At 44.1% G+C, this 14,105-nt stretch carries 14 protein-coding genes, 1 pseudogene and 1 riboswitch; of the genes and pseudogenes, 11 read left to right on the forward strand and 4 right to left on the reverse strand.

What is annotated here, in order from left to right; genetic code table 11:
- Positions 1-69: 69 nt before the first annotated feature.
- From AC0YN7_RS25105 to AC0YN7_RS25145, 9 genes are all read left to right on the forward strand, one after another.
- Positions 70-1,617, forward strand: coding sequence for a spore germination protein (locus AC0YN7_RS25105; RefSeq protein WP_475812764.1), 1,548 nt, complete (start codon positions 70-72; stop codon positions 1,615-1,617).
- 15 nt (positions 1,618-1,632) lie between these two features.
- Positions 1,633-2,835 (forward strand): Ger(x)C family spore germination protein, encoded by a 1,203-nt coding sequence (locus tag AC0YN7_RS25110; protein WP_475812765.1) that lies wholly within the window; start codon positions 1,633-1,635, stop codon positions 2,833-2,835.
- A gap of 16 nt (positions 2,836-2,851) precedes the next feature.
- Positions 2,852-3,934 (forward strand): GerAB/ArcD/ProY family transporter, encoded by a 1,083-nt coding sequence (locus AC0YN7_RS25115; RefSeq protein WP_475812766.1) that lies wholly within the window; start codon positions 2,852-2,854, stop codon positions 3,932-3,934.
- 80 nt (positions 3,935-4,014) lie between these two features.
- Positions 4,015-4,126: riboswitch (TPP riboswitch) on the forward strand.
- Positions 4,127-4,305: 179 nt separating this feature from the next.
- Positions 4,306-5,340 (forward strand): ABC transporter substrate-binding protein, encoded by a 1,035-nt coding sequence (locus AC0YN7_RS25120; RefSeq protein ID WP_475812767.1) that lies wholly within the window; start codon positions 4,306-4,308, stop codon positions 5,338-5,340.
- A gap of 36 nt (positions 5,341-5,376) precedes the next feature.
- Positions 5,377-5,679: a thiamine-binding protein gene (locus AC0YN7_RS25125; RefSeq protein ID WP_475812768.1), complete on the forward strand. Its 303-nt coding sequence runs from the start codon at positions 5,377-5,379 to the stop codon at positions 5,677-5,679.
- A complete protein-coding gene (locus tag AC0YN7_RS25130) occupies positions 5,669-6,448 on the forward strand; it encodes an ABC transporter permease (RefSeq protein WP_475812769.1) in 780 nt (259 codons plus the stop codon). Before AC0YN7_RS25125 ends, AC0YN7_RS25130 begins: the two co-directional genes overlap by 11 nt.
- 38 nt (positions 6,449-6,486) lie before the next feature.
- The gene (locus AC0YN7_RS25135; protein ID WP_475812770.1) at positions 6,487-7,281 is read left to right on the forward strand and encodes an ABC transporter ATP-binding protein; all 795 of its coding nucleotides are present in this window, start codon (positions 6,487-6,489) and stop codon (positions 7,279-7,281) included.
- Between the two features lies 1 nt (position 7,282).
- Positions 7,283-8,116, forward strand: coding sequence for a TatD family hydrolase (locus tag AC0YN7_RS25140; protein ID WP_475812771.1), 834 nt, complete (start codon positions 7,283-7,285; stop codon positions 8,114-8,116).
- A 715-nt stretch (positions 8,117-8,831) separates the two neighbouring features.
- A complete protein-coding gene (locus tag AC0YN7_RS25145; RefSeq protein WP_475812772.1) occupies positions 8,832-9,605 on the forward strand; it encodes a glucosaminidase domain-containing protein in 774 nt (257 codons plus the stop codon).
- 85 nt (positions 9,606-9,690) lie between these two features.
- On the opposite strand, the gene AC0YN7_RS25150 is transcribed toward AC0YN7_RS25145, so the two are convergent.
- Entirely contained in the window at positions 9,691-9,852 is a 162-nt protein-coding gene (locus AC0YN7_RS25150; protein ID WP_475812802.1) for a hypothetical protein, read from the reverse strand.
- A 308-nt stretch (positions 9,853-10,160) separates the two neighbouring features.
- On the opposite strand from AC0YN7_RS25150, the gene AC0YN7_RS25155 reads away from it, so the two are divergent.
- Positions 10,161-11,828, forward strand: coding sequence for a ribonuclease J (locus tag AC0YN7_RS25155; RefSeq protein WP_475812773.1), 1,668 nt, complete (start codon positions 10,161-10,163; stop codon positions 11,826-11,828).
- A gap of 59 nt (positions 11,829-11,887) precedes the next feature.
- Here the strand turns inward: AC0YN7_RS25155 and AC0YN7_RS25160 are convergent, their stop codons facing one another.
- Together AC0YN7_RS25160 and AC0YN7_RS25165 are read right to left on the reverse strand one after the other, a co-directional pair.
- On the reverse strand, positions 11,888-12,016 hold the full coding sequence (locus tag AC0YN7_RS25160; protein WP_475812774.1) for a hypothetical protein: 129 nt from the start codon (positions 12,014-12,016) through the stop codon (positions 11,888-11,890).
- Positions 12,017-12,064: 48 nt separating this feature from the next.
- On the reverse strand, positions 12,065-12,184 hold the full coding sequence (locus AC0YN7_RS25165) for a YjcZ family sporulation protein (protein ID WP_475812775.1): 120 nt from the start codon (positions 12,182-12,184) through the stop codon (positions 12,065-12,067).
- A 299-nt stretch (positions 12,185-12,483) separates the two neighbouring features.
- Between AC0YN7_RS25165 and AC0YN7_RS25170 the strand changes: the two genes are divergently transcribed.
- Positions 12,484-12,981, forward strand: coding sequence for a hypothetical protein (locus AC0YN7_RS25170; protein ID WP_475812776.1), 498 nt, complete (start codon positions 12,484-12,486; stop codon positions 12,979-12,981).
- 337 nt (positions 12,982-13,318) lie between these two features.
- Here AC0YN7_RS25170 and AC0YN7_RS25175 read toward each other — a convergent pair.
- Positions 13,319-13,459: pseudogene (locus tag AC0YN7_RS25175) on the reverse strand (SHOCT-like domain-containing protein); the annotation flags it as partial.
- Between the last annotated feature and the right edge of the window lie 646 nt (positions 13,460-14,105).

Consider the following 14,105-nt stretch of genomic DNA (forward strand, 5'->3'; position numbering starts at 1 on the left):
TGAGGTGTCTGTACATATTTGCATCCAAAATACGGAAAATAGAAGCGGCGAGGAAATGAAGGTGCGGTTATGAACAAACAAAACGCAGGGGCTTTAACGCCATTCAGTCCATCACTGTCAGCGAACGTGCAAGCTATTCGCAAACGATTCGGCGATAGTGCCGATATCGTAATTCGAATGTTTCGCAGCGATGCGGCTCCTGATCGAGAGCTGGCGATTATTTATATAGACGGAATAGTCGATTCGGAGACGATCAACGAAAGCGTTATGGAACCATTGATGTCGATGAGACTACCCAAGCATGAGTATGTCAATGGCGGCAAGTTGATGGATGCATTGCGCAACTGTGTCGTTTCAATAGGATCGATGCAGGATGTTAGTACATTAGAAGAGGCACTTCAGTATATGACAGACGGCTTATGCGTTATTTTGGCGGACGGAAGCGCAATAGCTTTGACTGCCGATGTCAACGGCGGTGAACAGCGAGGTGTTACAGCTGCACAAACACAGACGGTCATTCGGGGGCCTCAGCACGGTTTTGTCGAGAACGTTCGGACCAACATTAGCTTGATTCGTCGATTCATTCGTTCGTCTGACCTTCATGTGCAAATCCACAAAATCGGTAGGCAAACCCATTCGAATGTAGCGGTGCTTTACTTGCATGGAACGGTAGATAAAGGCATTCTGAAAGAAGTGTATCGCAGACTGGCGGATATTGATATCGATGGTGTGCTCGAGAGCGGCTACATTGAAGAGTTCATACAAGATGAGACGTTTACGCTTTTCCCGACGCTGTTAAATTCAGAGAGGCCGGATACGGTGGCAGCATCATTACTTGAAGGACGTGTAGCGATCATGGTTGATGGCAGTCCAATAGCACTTGTTGCACCGACGACTTTTTTTAGCTTTTTCTCATCGCCCGAGGATTATTATCAGCGGTTCGATATCGCAACATTCGTTCGCATCATTCGATATGGATCGTATTTCATTTCTATGTTTCTTCCTGCTTTATATATAGCTGTCACGACGTTTCACCAGGAGATGCTTCCGGCTACGCTCTTGATAAGCCTTGCGGCTCAACGGGAGGGTATCCCGTTTCCTGGTTTGGTTGAGGCTCTTCTTATGGAAGTGACTTTCGAGGTGCTGCGTGAGGCGGGATTGCGCATGCCGCGTGCGATTGGACCTGCTGTTTCAATTGTAGGGGCTCTCGTGCTCGGTCAATCCGCTGTACAGGCTGGAATCGTCTCGGCGGGGATGGTTATTGTTGTTTCTTTCACTGCCATTTCAAATTTTGTTATGCCGGAATTTAATATGGCTGTTACTTCTCGCATTATCCGCTTCGGTTTCATGATCATGGCGGGTATTTTCGGTTTTTACGGCATTTTTATTACGGCACTGTTTTTACTGGTCCATCTAACGTCGCTGCGTTCCTTTGGAGTGCCTTATATGTCTCCAATTGCACCTGGCCCGACGAAGCCAGGGATATGGAGAGATGTGTTCGTCCGCCTGCCTTGGTGGGCAATTGTACTGCGGCCGCTTGATTTGAATTTGCGTAACCCGAAGCGGCGTCCGAATGGTAAAAAACCACCGGCACAGCGCCATTCAGGCAAGCCGTAGGAAGGAGGAGCGGCTGTGAAAAAATGGAGGTACTTGCTGGTTCTGTTCGTTTTCTTGCTGCAAGCTGGCTGTTGGAACCGTGTGGAGCTCAATGAAATTGCAATTGTTTCGGGAACAAGCGTTGATTGGAAGGGGGGGATGTGGGTATTATCGTTCCAAATCGTCATCCCTCAAGCGATTTCAGGTCAGAGCAATGCTGGCAGCTCAGCATCGGTCAATGTATTTTCGACGAATGGGGAGAGCTTTCGAGAAGCTGTAGGCAAGGCGAGCCAAGAAACGTCTCGCCGGCTCTATTTTGCTCACACTCAAATTGTTATTATCGGTGAGGAGGCAGCGCGCAAAGGGATTGCTCCTCTGCTCGACACTTATTTGCGCAACCAAGATTCACGCGAAACGGTAAACGTATTTCTATCCAAAGGAAGCGGTCGCCGGATGCTAGAGCAGCTTATACCGCTAGAGAAAATACCGGGTGCGGCCATACAGCGTATGATTGCCAATGAAGAAATAAATAGTTCTACTTTTCGTCAAATGACGATTCATGACCTATTCTTAGATTTGCTAGGCCCTGTTCAAGCGACCGGTATTCCAGGCTTAATCCTCTCTGGAACAGGTGAGAGCATGGATCGGGCGGATAAACTCACCCATACCAATACACCGTCTAAGGTTAGATTATTCGAGCTGGGACTGATTGCGGGGGACAAGCTGACAGGATGGATCTCAAACGATGAAAGTCAAGGGGTTATGTGGCTAGCCAATCATGTGAAGAGAACGACGGTAGCATTTGCTTGTGAAGAAAAAGAACAGAAAAAATCATCCATATTAATAAAGCATGCAGCAACCAAGCTGCGGGCAGAGCGATCAGGAAGCAAATGGATTATGCATGTGAATGTGTCAGCTGATGGAACGCTGATGGAGTACAATTGCGGCGGCGATCTGATGAAGCCTGCACAGGTCGATGTTGTCCAGAAGCTTATTGAAGATGAGATTAAAGCAGTAATGGAGAAGGGCTGGAAGGCTATTCGTAAGCATAAAACGGATGTAGTGGGCTTCGGCAATGTTATACATAAGAAATTTCCGAAGCAATGGGCTGAAGTGAAGGATAGCTGGAATGAAGTGTTTCCGCAAACGGAAGTGAAAATAACCGTGAAGGTGAAAGTAAATTCAACGGGTATGAGCAGCAGCGGCTTCAAAAAGGCACAAGAGAAGAATCGCTCATAAGTGGAAAGGAGACGTTATGCAGCAAATCGGCAAAAGCCAATTATCAATTTTGATTATAATCTTCCTAATCGGCAGCACACCGTTATTCGAGCTCGGCATTCAAGCGAAGCAGGATGCTTGGATCGCAATGACGTTTGCTGCAGCTGCCGGTTTGTTGTTAACTTTCATTTACGTGTGTATTCAACGACGCGCCTTAGAAGCGGGACTAGCTGAGCTTTTAATCATGCATTTTGGACGATGGATTGGTGGAGCAATTGGGATCGTGTATGCGGGTTTGTTTGCTTATTACTCGATGAGGAATGTGCGAGATGTAGGTGAACTTACAGTTATGGCACTGCTGTCGTTCACGCCTCGCTGGATTATTATGCTGCTTATCATTAGTGCCGCGGCTTATACCGTAAGCAAAGGGATTGAGGTGTTTGTTCGTGTTGTTCAACTGCTGTTTCCTATTGTTGTGATAAGCTATACCCTTATCATAATACTGCTGTTCATTGCGAATTTGCCCCGTATAAACCATTTGCTGCCTATGTTCGAGAATGGGGCAGCACCAATTATTAAGGCGGCTTTTCCGGACCTGCTTTCGTTTCCATTTGGACAAATGATCATTTTTCTCGTGTACTGGAAGCATCTTAGCGAGAAGAACGCATGGGGTCGGAGTACGTATTGGCCGCAAATCGCAGTATCCGCTTTTCTCGTATTTATGAATATGCTCGTCATGAGCGTGCTTGGACCGGAATTAGCAGCGGTAACGGCGCTTCCGCTGCTGGAGGTTGTACAGTTGATTAGGTTGGCTAACTTTCTAGAGAGGCTCGATGTCATTATCACTTTGTTATTATTTATAGGGCTTTATGTGAAAATGACTGCCTTATATATGGCGTCCGTATTTACGTTCAGCGCTGCAACAGGCATCGCCTATCGATATTGTGTTATGCCGATAGGCGTGATCATCTATTTTACATCTTTTTTGGAGCCAAACAATACGTATCATCAATGGTTTGGATTTGAAATATCGCTGAAGCTAATACCGTTCTTTCAAATCGCGGTGCCTCTGCTCATGCTTGTAGTTGGTGTTCGAAAACGATATAAAACGGCGGGATAGAGGAGTCATAATGCTGCTATTCAAAAAAAACTAGCCTTCTGATAGGCTTTTGCTATACAATTAAAGGTATTGACGAAACCGAATATGTTCCGGGGAGCTGGTTAGGCCGGCTGAGAGGGGATTATCTGTACAATTCCGACCCGTTAACCTGATCTGGATAATGCCAGCGTAGGGACAGAAGCTCTGTTTATTTTGCAAGCTTGATCAAATGGATCAGCATAAGTGAAATATTACAGTTGCACAGCCGAAATTATGGCGTCCTCCGGATTAGGGGGACGCTTTTTTTTTGATCGGAATCCATTACCCGGATAATAATGAGGAGTCGTCGCCTTAAACAAATAGAAATAGTTGAGAGGGGAACACAACACATCATGAATCAGAAGAAGGCTCGGCAATCATCTTGGAAAATCGTTGGCACTTTGCTCGTGCTTGTATTGGCACTGGCAGGCTGCGGAGCGAATAACGCACCGTCTGCGAACGAAAAGGAGCAAGGGGGAGCAGATAAGCCGCTTGAGAAGGTACAGGTCGTGCTTGACTGGACGCCGAATACGAATCATACCGGACTGTATGTCGCGAGAGATAAAGGCTTTTTTAAGGAGCAGGGATTGGATGTTGAGATTATTCAGCCAGGCGAGAGCGGGGCTGATCAAATGGTTGCATCCGGTAAAATAGAGTTCGGTATAAGCTATCAAGAGTCGATTACGATGGCGCGGATTGCGGATGTTCCGCTCGTGTCGATTGCAGCTATTATACAGCACAACACATCAGGATTTGCATCGCCGCTCGCCAAGGGGATTGATTCCCCGGAAAAGTTTGAAGGAAAAACGTACGGCGGCTGGGGCGCACCTGTCGAGGAGGCCGTTATCACATCACTTATGCAGGAGAAGAAGGCTGACGCTAGTAAAGTTAACATGATCAGCATCGGCGACAGTGACTTTTTTACGGCAGTTAAGCGTGACATCGACTTCGCTTGGATTTATTATGCATGGACCGGTGTCGAAGCTGAGCTTCGCGGTGAAAAAATCAATATGGTTTATTTAACCGATTACAGCGACAAACTGGATTATTATACACCTGTACTTGCGACAAATGAAACGATGATTGCCGAGAAGCCAGAAATCGTTAAGGCATTTACAGCGGCTGCGGCTCAAGGCTACAAATATGCGATTGACAATCCCGAGGATGCGGCAGAAATTTTGATCAAAGCCGAGCCGGATTTGAATGCTGATCTCGTTCGTGCCAGTCAGAAGTGGCTGAGCCCGAAATATCAGGATGACGCGGCTCGTTGGGGTGAACAGAAGCTCAGCGTATGGGATAATTACGCGACGTGGATGTTTGAGCACAAGCTGCTTGAGAAGGAGCTTGAATCGGAGAAGGCGTTTACGAATGAGTTTTTACCAGAATAATGACGATAATAAGCAGCAGAGAAAGCAGGAAATCATATGGCAAACGCATTAGTAAGCATTCAGATTTTACCGACGACACCAGGAGGCGAAAGCGTTCTTCCTTACGTGGATCGGGCAATTGAGATCATCAAGGCGGCTGGCGTACCTTACCGTGTGGCACCGCTTGAGACGACAATGGAGGGCGAGCTTAGTCATTTGCTGGGCGTGGTGCAATCAATGAGCGAAGCAATGACAGAGATGGGCTGTCCATCCGTTATATCACAAATTAAAATTTATTATAATCCGACCAAAGGCGCTTCGATGGGTCGATTGCTAGAGAAATATCCAGATGGGCAATAACAAGAGCGCATGGTCTAAAATCTGGCCTCCATTGGCGGTATTTATAGCATTGCTCGTTTTTTGGCAGGCGGCTGTTATGTTGGGGGATATTGACCACTGGATGCTTCCTTCACCTGTTACAATTGTGCAAGAGGCTATCAAAGTTTGGCCAAGACTAATGGAGCATACATGGGCAACAGTACAGCTCACAATATACGGCTTTGTCGGCGGATCGGCGGTGGGCTTCGTGCTCGCCGCTTTGCTGCATCTTCTTCCTGGTGTGCGAACAGCCGTTTATCCACTGCTAATATTATCCCAAAACGTGCCAATCATCGCAATTGCGCCGATTTTAATGATGATGTTTGGGTTCGGTCTGCTACCGAAGGTGCTGCTCGTTATGCTGGTATGCTTTTTTCCAATTACGATCGCGATGCTTGGCGGATTGACGAATACAGATGTGCAGCTCCGCAATTACTTGCAGATGATCGGCATTCGCAAATGGCAGCTGTTTTGGCGCCTTGAGCTGCCGCATGCTATCGTTCATTTGTTTTCTGGATTGAAAATAGCAGCATCATACAGCGTGTTAAGCGCAGTTGTCGCAGAATGGCTCGGCACCAAAAAAGGTCTAGGCGCCTTTATGCTGCTCTCATCTAAAGGATTTATGCCGGGTCGTGTGTTTGCAGCCGTTATTATAATCATTATATTCAGCTTGACCTTATTCGGACTAGTGAGCCTGGCGGAGCGTTTAATTATTCGTTGGAGGCCTGCGAAAGATGCTGATACGAAGTAGGTTTGTGCCACAAACCTTTAGGACAGGAGGAATAGCGAATGAGTGATACAGCAGCAGAACATCCAAATACATTAGAGGTTGTACAAGTGCGCAAACAGTTTGGGAAAGGCGCTTCAAGCAAGGAAGTGCTGGGCGGATTATCGTTTTCCGTAGCCGATGGTGAGTTCGTCTCCATCATCGGGCCCTCGGGAAGCGGGAAGACGACCTTGTTTCAAGTCATTGGAGGACTGGAACAGCCGAGCGAGGGCGAGATTTGGATTAATGGGAAGCAAACAACAGGCGAACGGGGTCACATCTCCTATATGCCTCAGCAATCGGCATTGCTTCCGTGGCGAACAGTTGCAGGAAATATTGAGCTGTCTTTAGCGATATCCGGCTTAGATCGCGGCATAGCGAAGTCGAAGACGAAGGAATGGTTGCAGCGAATCGGCTTGGAAGAATATGCGAGTGCTTATCCGCATGTGCTATCCGGCGGTATGCTGCAGCGTGTTTCCTTCCTGCGAGCCTTATTGGCTCCGCAGCGGCTAATGCTGCTTGACGAGCCGTTTGGCGCATTGGATGCTTTAACGAGATTGGATATGCAGAAATGGCTGACGTCTATATGGGAGGAAAACCGCAGATCGGTGCTTCTGGTGACGCATAGCATAGAAGAAGCTTTGTTTCTTTCCGATCGCGTTATCGTACTGTCCGCTAAGCCTGCTGTCGTATTGGATCAATTCGACGTAAATTTTGAGCGGCCGCGCAGTGAAGCGCTCTGGACCAATCCGCAATTTAATGAGATAAAGCAACAGATTTATGAGATGTTAAAGACTGGCGTACATGAGGGCAAATGAGATGACGGAGCAAAAATATTTTCAGCAGGAAAAACTAGGCCCAGCTTATATCGACGCGCATCTGCATGTTGATTTGTACGCAGCTGAGGATCGGGAAGAGCTGCTGCAGAAGGCGTTTGGAGAAGGCCTTGCAGCTGTTGTTGCGGTTTCAATGCATTTGCAGTCGTCAATTGTGAATAGAGAGCTTGCGCTAAGCTACCCAGGACGGGTACACCCGGCATATGGCTTCCATCCCGAACAGCAGCTTCCAACTGTAGCCGAGCTTGATCAGTTGTTCGCATGGATAAGACAGCGCCATGAAGCGGGAGAGCCGTTTGCGATTGGAGAGGTTGGTCTGCCATATTATACGCGTACAGAAGCTGAGGCTGCGGGTGAAGCTTTTGATGAAACGCCTTATCTGGAGCTGCTTGATCGTTTCGCGGCGCTCGCTGCAGAGCTGGATCGCCCAATCGTGCTGCACGCTGTTTATGAGGATGGAGCTAAAGCGTGTGACATTTTGGCTAAGCATAACGTACGCAGGGCACATTTCCACTGGTTTAAAGGCAGTGAGCAATTGGTAAGGCGAATGATTGCAAGCGGCTATCTGGTGTCGGTGACACCTGATGTTGCGTACGAGGAAGAGATCATGACAATCGTGGAGCAGTATCCAATAGAGCAGCTAATGGTAGAGACTGATGGGCCATGGCCGTTTGAAGGGCCTTATGCAGGTAGAAAAACAGAGCCTTCTATGACGGCTGATGCAGCTAAGCAAATCGCGCGAATTAAGCAATATACGGTCGAGCATGCATCGAAGATATTGCTTGCCAATACACGACGATTTTATGGGTTAGATTGACAGAGCTATTTTTGAATCGTGTTGTGCCTAGGAATGAACCTGTATCCCATGCGGCTGCGGGTTCATTCCTTTTTGTCCGTTGCCAACAAAGCTCCCGATGCATACAAAGAAACAACAGCTTGGTTCATAGATAAGAAGTTATAACTCAACTTTCGCAGCCTAAAATAGGCAGGTAACCCTTGATGTGGCTGGGCAAACACGCGATCCATTGCGGGGATTGTGTTTGAATGAGTGTTAATTAAAAATGGATAACCTTGTATGAGGGATAGAGGTAGATGATTATCTCAGTTTGACTGTATTTTATCCAATCAAAATTTCATTCTAAGTGCTGGGTTGGAGTTTGACTGTATTTCATCCAGTCAAATCGACTGTTTGGTCCTGAAAAGGTTGCTAGCGTCGTATCAGAGTGGATAAATTCCATTCAAACACAAAGGAAATGGATTAAAAGACGATTAGACTGTACAAATTCCATTCAAATCGTCCGTTTTTTAATAATATGAATTTATAAGTTTCACTCTAATAATAGGCTTAACATTTAGCGCGAAACATTGCTTTGCCGCCAAGGAAGACGACAGACGTTTACGCTTAGTAAAGCCCCATGAATATGAGGTCAAAATCGCATGGATATAAACATTTCCAGATCGTTTTTGATCTGCGAAAGTTGAGTTATAAGTTTGTATGAGGTTTGTAAAGGGCTGAAAAAAGGAGGCACGAGATGGCTGCGATGACAAGGATTGAATTTTTTAATGTATTGTCTCCTACAGTTATTCGGGTAAAGCGAGAAGGCTCAACGATGTTCCCTTCCGTTCGACTAGCTCAAAACTTACTAGAAACAGGCGGAGTCATTCATTCATGGTATAACCTAGGGGGGATAAAGGTAGGAAGCGGGAGGACCAATGACTATTGGCATGGCGAGGCAGTAGTAAAGGGGACCTGGGAATATATCGATGGCCGCAGCGTAAATGAAAAAGCGGCATTTCGAGCATATAGCAGCGTCTATCATTTCTATAAGGATTTGGATTTGCTGCTGGCTACACCTAGATATGAACGTGTGCGTAAAGCTCAAACACCTGAGCAGCAGGCTCAAATGCTCTATGCTTGCGGCTATGCAACGGATCAGGCCTATCCTAGCAAACTGAAAACGATTATTCAACAATATAGTTTAAAGAGATACGATGTTCAGGGCGGTCAGCAAATTCCGAACCCGGAGAAGCTGAAGGATGCTTCGCCAATCGTTGTAACCTATAGAGGCCAAGTGCTATCAGATGGATATTTAATTAACGGATCCACATGGGTTCCTGCTAGACTGGTAGGTGAAGCGCTTGGTGCCGATATTGATTGGAGTGGAAGTAAAGTAACGGTAAACGGAGTAGAACTTGAATCTATTCTTTCTGAAGCGACTGGTTATGTTAAAATACGCGATCTGGCCACAGAGATTGGAATAGCAGTTAGCTGGGATTCAACGGCTAGAGTTGTGCTGCTGACGTAAATAGATTAACAGGATGAAGGAGCTGTTCCCAAAACCATGCATATGGTCAAGGGGCAGCTCCTTTTTTTGTTCAAGTATGATGCCCTTACTTTCCTTTTCGAGACGCGGCCCAAAAGGCAAGAACAATAAGGGGTATGAGTATGAACCATGGAATCGTTATCGTGTCGCCGACGATAAAGGCAAGCATCATAACCGCAATAACACCGAGAATAATGTACAGACATCCTCTGCCGAATGTTTCCATCATTTGGCCTCCTAAAGGTTTTGCGAATGCAAAACCATCTTCGTAAGCATAGACTTAGGTTTTGCGAATGCAAAACCATCTTCGTAAGCATGAGCTTTCTGTAAGTATATTCGGTAATAACGTGTTTAAGGAGCAGAGGTTTCAATTATTAATGAGAGGCTTATAGCTATTTGTGTTGTATGAGCAAGTAACTGGGTGAGTCTGCAGCAGGGAGTAGAGGATTGGCAGTAAAGGGAATAGATGTGCTAAATAATGGACAAAGTATCTGATATCTTAACGTAACTGTACCCATTAGCAGGAGGTCTGGAAATATGGAAAACACACTCTCGGTTTTCGCACTAGGCGGCATACATGAGATAGGCAAAAATATGTATGTGGTGCAATATGAAGATGATATCGTCGTTATTGATTGCGGTTCAAAATTTCCAGACGAGAGCTTGTTAGGAATCGATCTCATCATTCCCGACATCACTTTCCTCAAGGAGAACAAGGATAAAGTACGCGCATTAATTGTTACCCACGGACACGAAGACCATATTGGGGGAATACCCTATATTTTAAAACAAATGAATTTGCCTATTTACGGATCGCAATTAACTTTAGGATTAATTAAAGGGAAATTGAGAGAAAACAATTTGCTAAGGGATACCGAGCTCAATGAAATCAACTCAGAATCAATTATTGAATTAGGCGCGTTTAAAATAACCTTTTTCAAAACTAATCACAGTATCCCTGATTGTCTTGGCGTCGTATTCTATACACCCGAAGGAACGGTCGTCCATACGGGAGATTTCAAATTTGATTTAACACCAGTAAATAATGAGTATCCAGATATTCATAAAATGGCTAGCATAGGAGAAAATGGCGTACTTGCCTTACTCTCAGAAAGCACGAATGCAGAACGACCGGGCTTTACTCCATCTGAAAAGCTTGTAGGCGGGCATATTGAAGAAGCATTTAAAAAAGCAGAACATAAAGTATTTATATCAACATTCGCTTCGAATGTTCACCGTCTACAGCAGGTTATTCATGCTGCGGAGCTAACAAACAGAAAGCTGCTGCTGCTTGGAAGAAGTATGGTGAATGTTGTTACTGTAGCCATGGAGCTTGGACATTTGAAGGTTCCAGATGGGATGTTAGTTGAAGTCAAGGAAGCGAATGATTTAGCGCGTGATAAAGTAGCTGTGCTCTGCACGGGCAGTCAAGGAGAGCCTATGGCTGCACTATCACGACTAGCCAGCTCCAGCTATCGTCAAGTTGAGATTTTGGCTGGAGATACAGTAATCTTCGCTGCTTCGCCTATACCGGGTAACGAAAGAAATGTTTCCAAAATCGTAGATAATTTATTCCTTTTAGGTGCGAATGTGATTTATGGCTCAGGAACCTCGACAGGAATGCATGTATCCGGTCATGGCAGCCAAGAGGAGCTTAAATTAATGTTGACGTTAATGAAGCCAAAGTATTTTATCCCTATTCACGGTGAGTACCGAATGTTATTTCAACATCGTTTGTTGGCAGAAGCAGTTGGCGTGAAGAGAGAAAATGTTTTTATTATAAAGAACGGGGAAGTCGTTGATTTTAAAGATCAGACAGCTGTCCAAAGTCGCAAATTGCCAGCTGGGAATACGCTTGTTGACGGCTTTGGAATAGGCGATGTTGGGAACGCTGTATTACGCGACAGGAAGCATCTCGCAGAGGACGGTATTCTAGTCGTAGTTGTAACATTAAGTAAAGCTGAAGGAAATCTGTTGTCTGGACCAGATATAATAAGCCGCGGATTTGTGTATGTCCGAGAGTCAGAGGTTCTGATGGAAAAAATGAATGAGCTAGTATTACGAACGATTGTGGAGATGCAGAAAACCGGGAACACAATGGAATGGACATTCCTGAAACACAAAATAAAAGAGTCAATTGGAAAGTATGTATACGCAGAAACAAAAAGAAGACCGATGATTCTTCCGATCATTATAGAGTTGTAAAATAAAGCAATTAGAAGCCTATCGTGGTTGAAAGAACTTCACGACAGGCTTCTAATTAACTATCTAAAAGGAACGCCTTGATTCGGCATTGATTGTGCTTGCTGCATAGTATTGGGTGCTTCTGCTTCGTGGGCGGATTTATAATAAACAACAAAAAAGCCCATAAAATGGGCTTTTTGTGTGCTCATATGAATGTCGCTTCCCGAATGTTTGGAGGATACAATCTGGACTTTTATTTAGTAGCCTTTACCGTAGCCGCTGAAAATGCCACAACTACAAGCAATAATCACCAATAAGATGAAAAGCACCAGAATAGTACCAGTGTTTGTAAATGCACCACCTACAAAACCAGACATTTTTCATGCACCTCCTTGTGTATTGAATACTCTGTAATTTATGCGTAGCTTTACCGTTGTGATTGGGTGTTTGTTACGGTGACATTTAATTAGTGTCATTAGCCTAATACAAAATGTTTGGCTTGCAGGAAATATCCTGGATGATACAAGGAGCGATAAATGCTGTATTATCAACAATAATATATACGATCGTATAGCTTTCGATACTATTAATTGTGCTATTCTACTGATAAAATCGCACAATCAAATCTATTAAAATTATATATACTATATCATTCCCATATTTAGGAGATGATATAATGAAAGTTGAGACATCGGCGAAGAGAGTAGTCAAGAGCAGTGCGATGAAAAGCAAATTGATCAATCTATTACAAAAACAAGTTCAGGTGAGTAAAAAAGGGTCTTCTGGAAACAAGTCAGGAAACAAGTCTGGAAACAAATCTGCTAATATTCGTTCCATTGCATTAAGCACAGGTGTTCTTAAAAAAAATCCGAGCACCTTATCTGCCCATACCGAAATCATGAACCGGAGATCTTCAGCGGTAAACGTTACGGTTATGGTCTTCGATTGGGATACCGACACTCCAGTAACGATTGGCAACACTAGCGTTACCATACCAGCTAATTCCCTTCAATCTTTTAGTACCTCACTTACTGGTGTTGCAGATCATTACGAAGTAGTTGTCATTCTCGCTTCTGCTTCAAATGTAATTGTCAATCATTTCGGAGTAGCTAATAATGTTCCACAAGTTGGTAATGTTGTTTTGGATCGTGACTTCATTTCAATTCGGTTATAAGCTTGTATGTTCGAACGAAGCGCTCATAATTGGGCGCTTTTTTTGCTTAGAATAGGAAAGATGGATGAAATATTTTCGTCTAAAAAAAGAACCCATTTAAAAACAACTTTACGGCCTGATATCCAAATACTTAGCAAGATTACTGTTCCGAATAAACCTATATAAAATAACTCCTTATCACTACCATGCTTAAATAAATCTGACATTTGTCCGTATACCAAAAACACGATATACACTATGGGTAAAAGGGCTCCCTAATATGCTTGTTCTCTTTTCGAAAGAAAAGTCTGGGCCGCTAGAATTGCAATTGCTGCTATTAATTCAGTTAGGTTGCTCATTATACGTCATCTCTTTCTCTTTTATATTTTTCAATTATTATTTTTGCTACATCTAAACTTAAACGCTCATCAATGACTAAATTCTTTACCATGTTTACAAACTGAACATCTTCTTCTTTGCTATGCAGTTCAATTTTTTTGTTTTAAGATTGTGATTTTTATCAAACATTTTTAATTATCGAATTTTATTCTGGATTAAGAGTTATGTACACGAATAGATCCTTATAATTCGGATATAGTAAACCCATTACAAAGTAGAAAATTTGAGATCTCAATGAATAGGCGAAGGTGTTCATGGAGTTCTATGAAAAAAAGGCACATGCCTGTGCCCTTTTCAACAACTGTTATTGTCTGATAACTAAAATATCACTAGGAGGGGTTCCGGTACTTTGGATCTGTTGAATCTGGGAATTTGTAAGGTTACGTCCTACTAAAATGAAGGAAGAAGTTAGATTATTGAAATTACCTAAATTCGATACGTTTATACTTCCACGAAATATGCGAAAGGATCCCTGGAAGTTAATTCGTGAAAACAAAACTAGTGTCACAGAATCTGTGGTTGAATCATTTCTTAGACGAAAACTGGAGAGGACGTTATCAAAACGAAAAGCTCCCAAATCTCGAACTGCTACACCTCCTCGTCTAAAAACAATCCGCCGATTTGTAAAATTATTGCCGGAGAAAAGTTGGAGCCTTACATCTGTGTTTGCCAAATCTATCACCCTTTCTTTTGGAATGATATATTCTATGCTTGATTCATAGGAAAGGTTTGGACAAGTATGCAAG

It is taken from the genome of Paenibacillus sp. J31R122 (assembly GCF_056269185.1).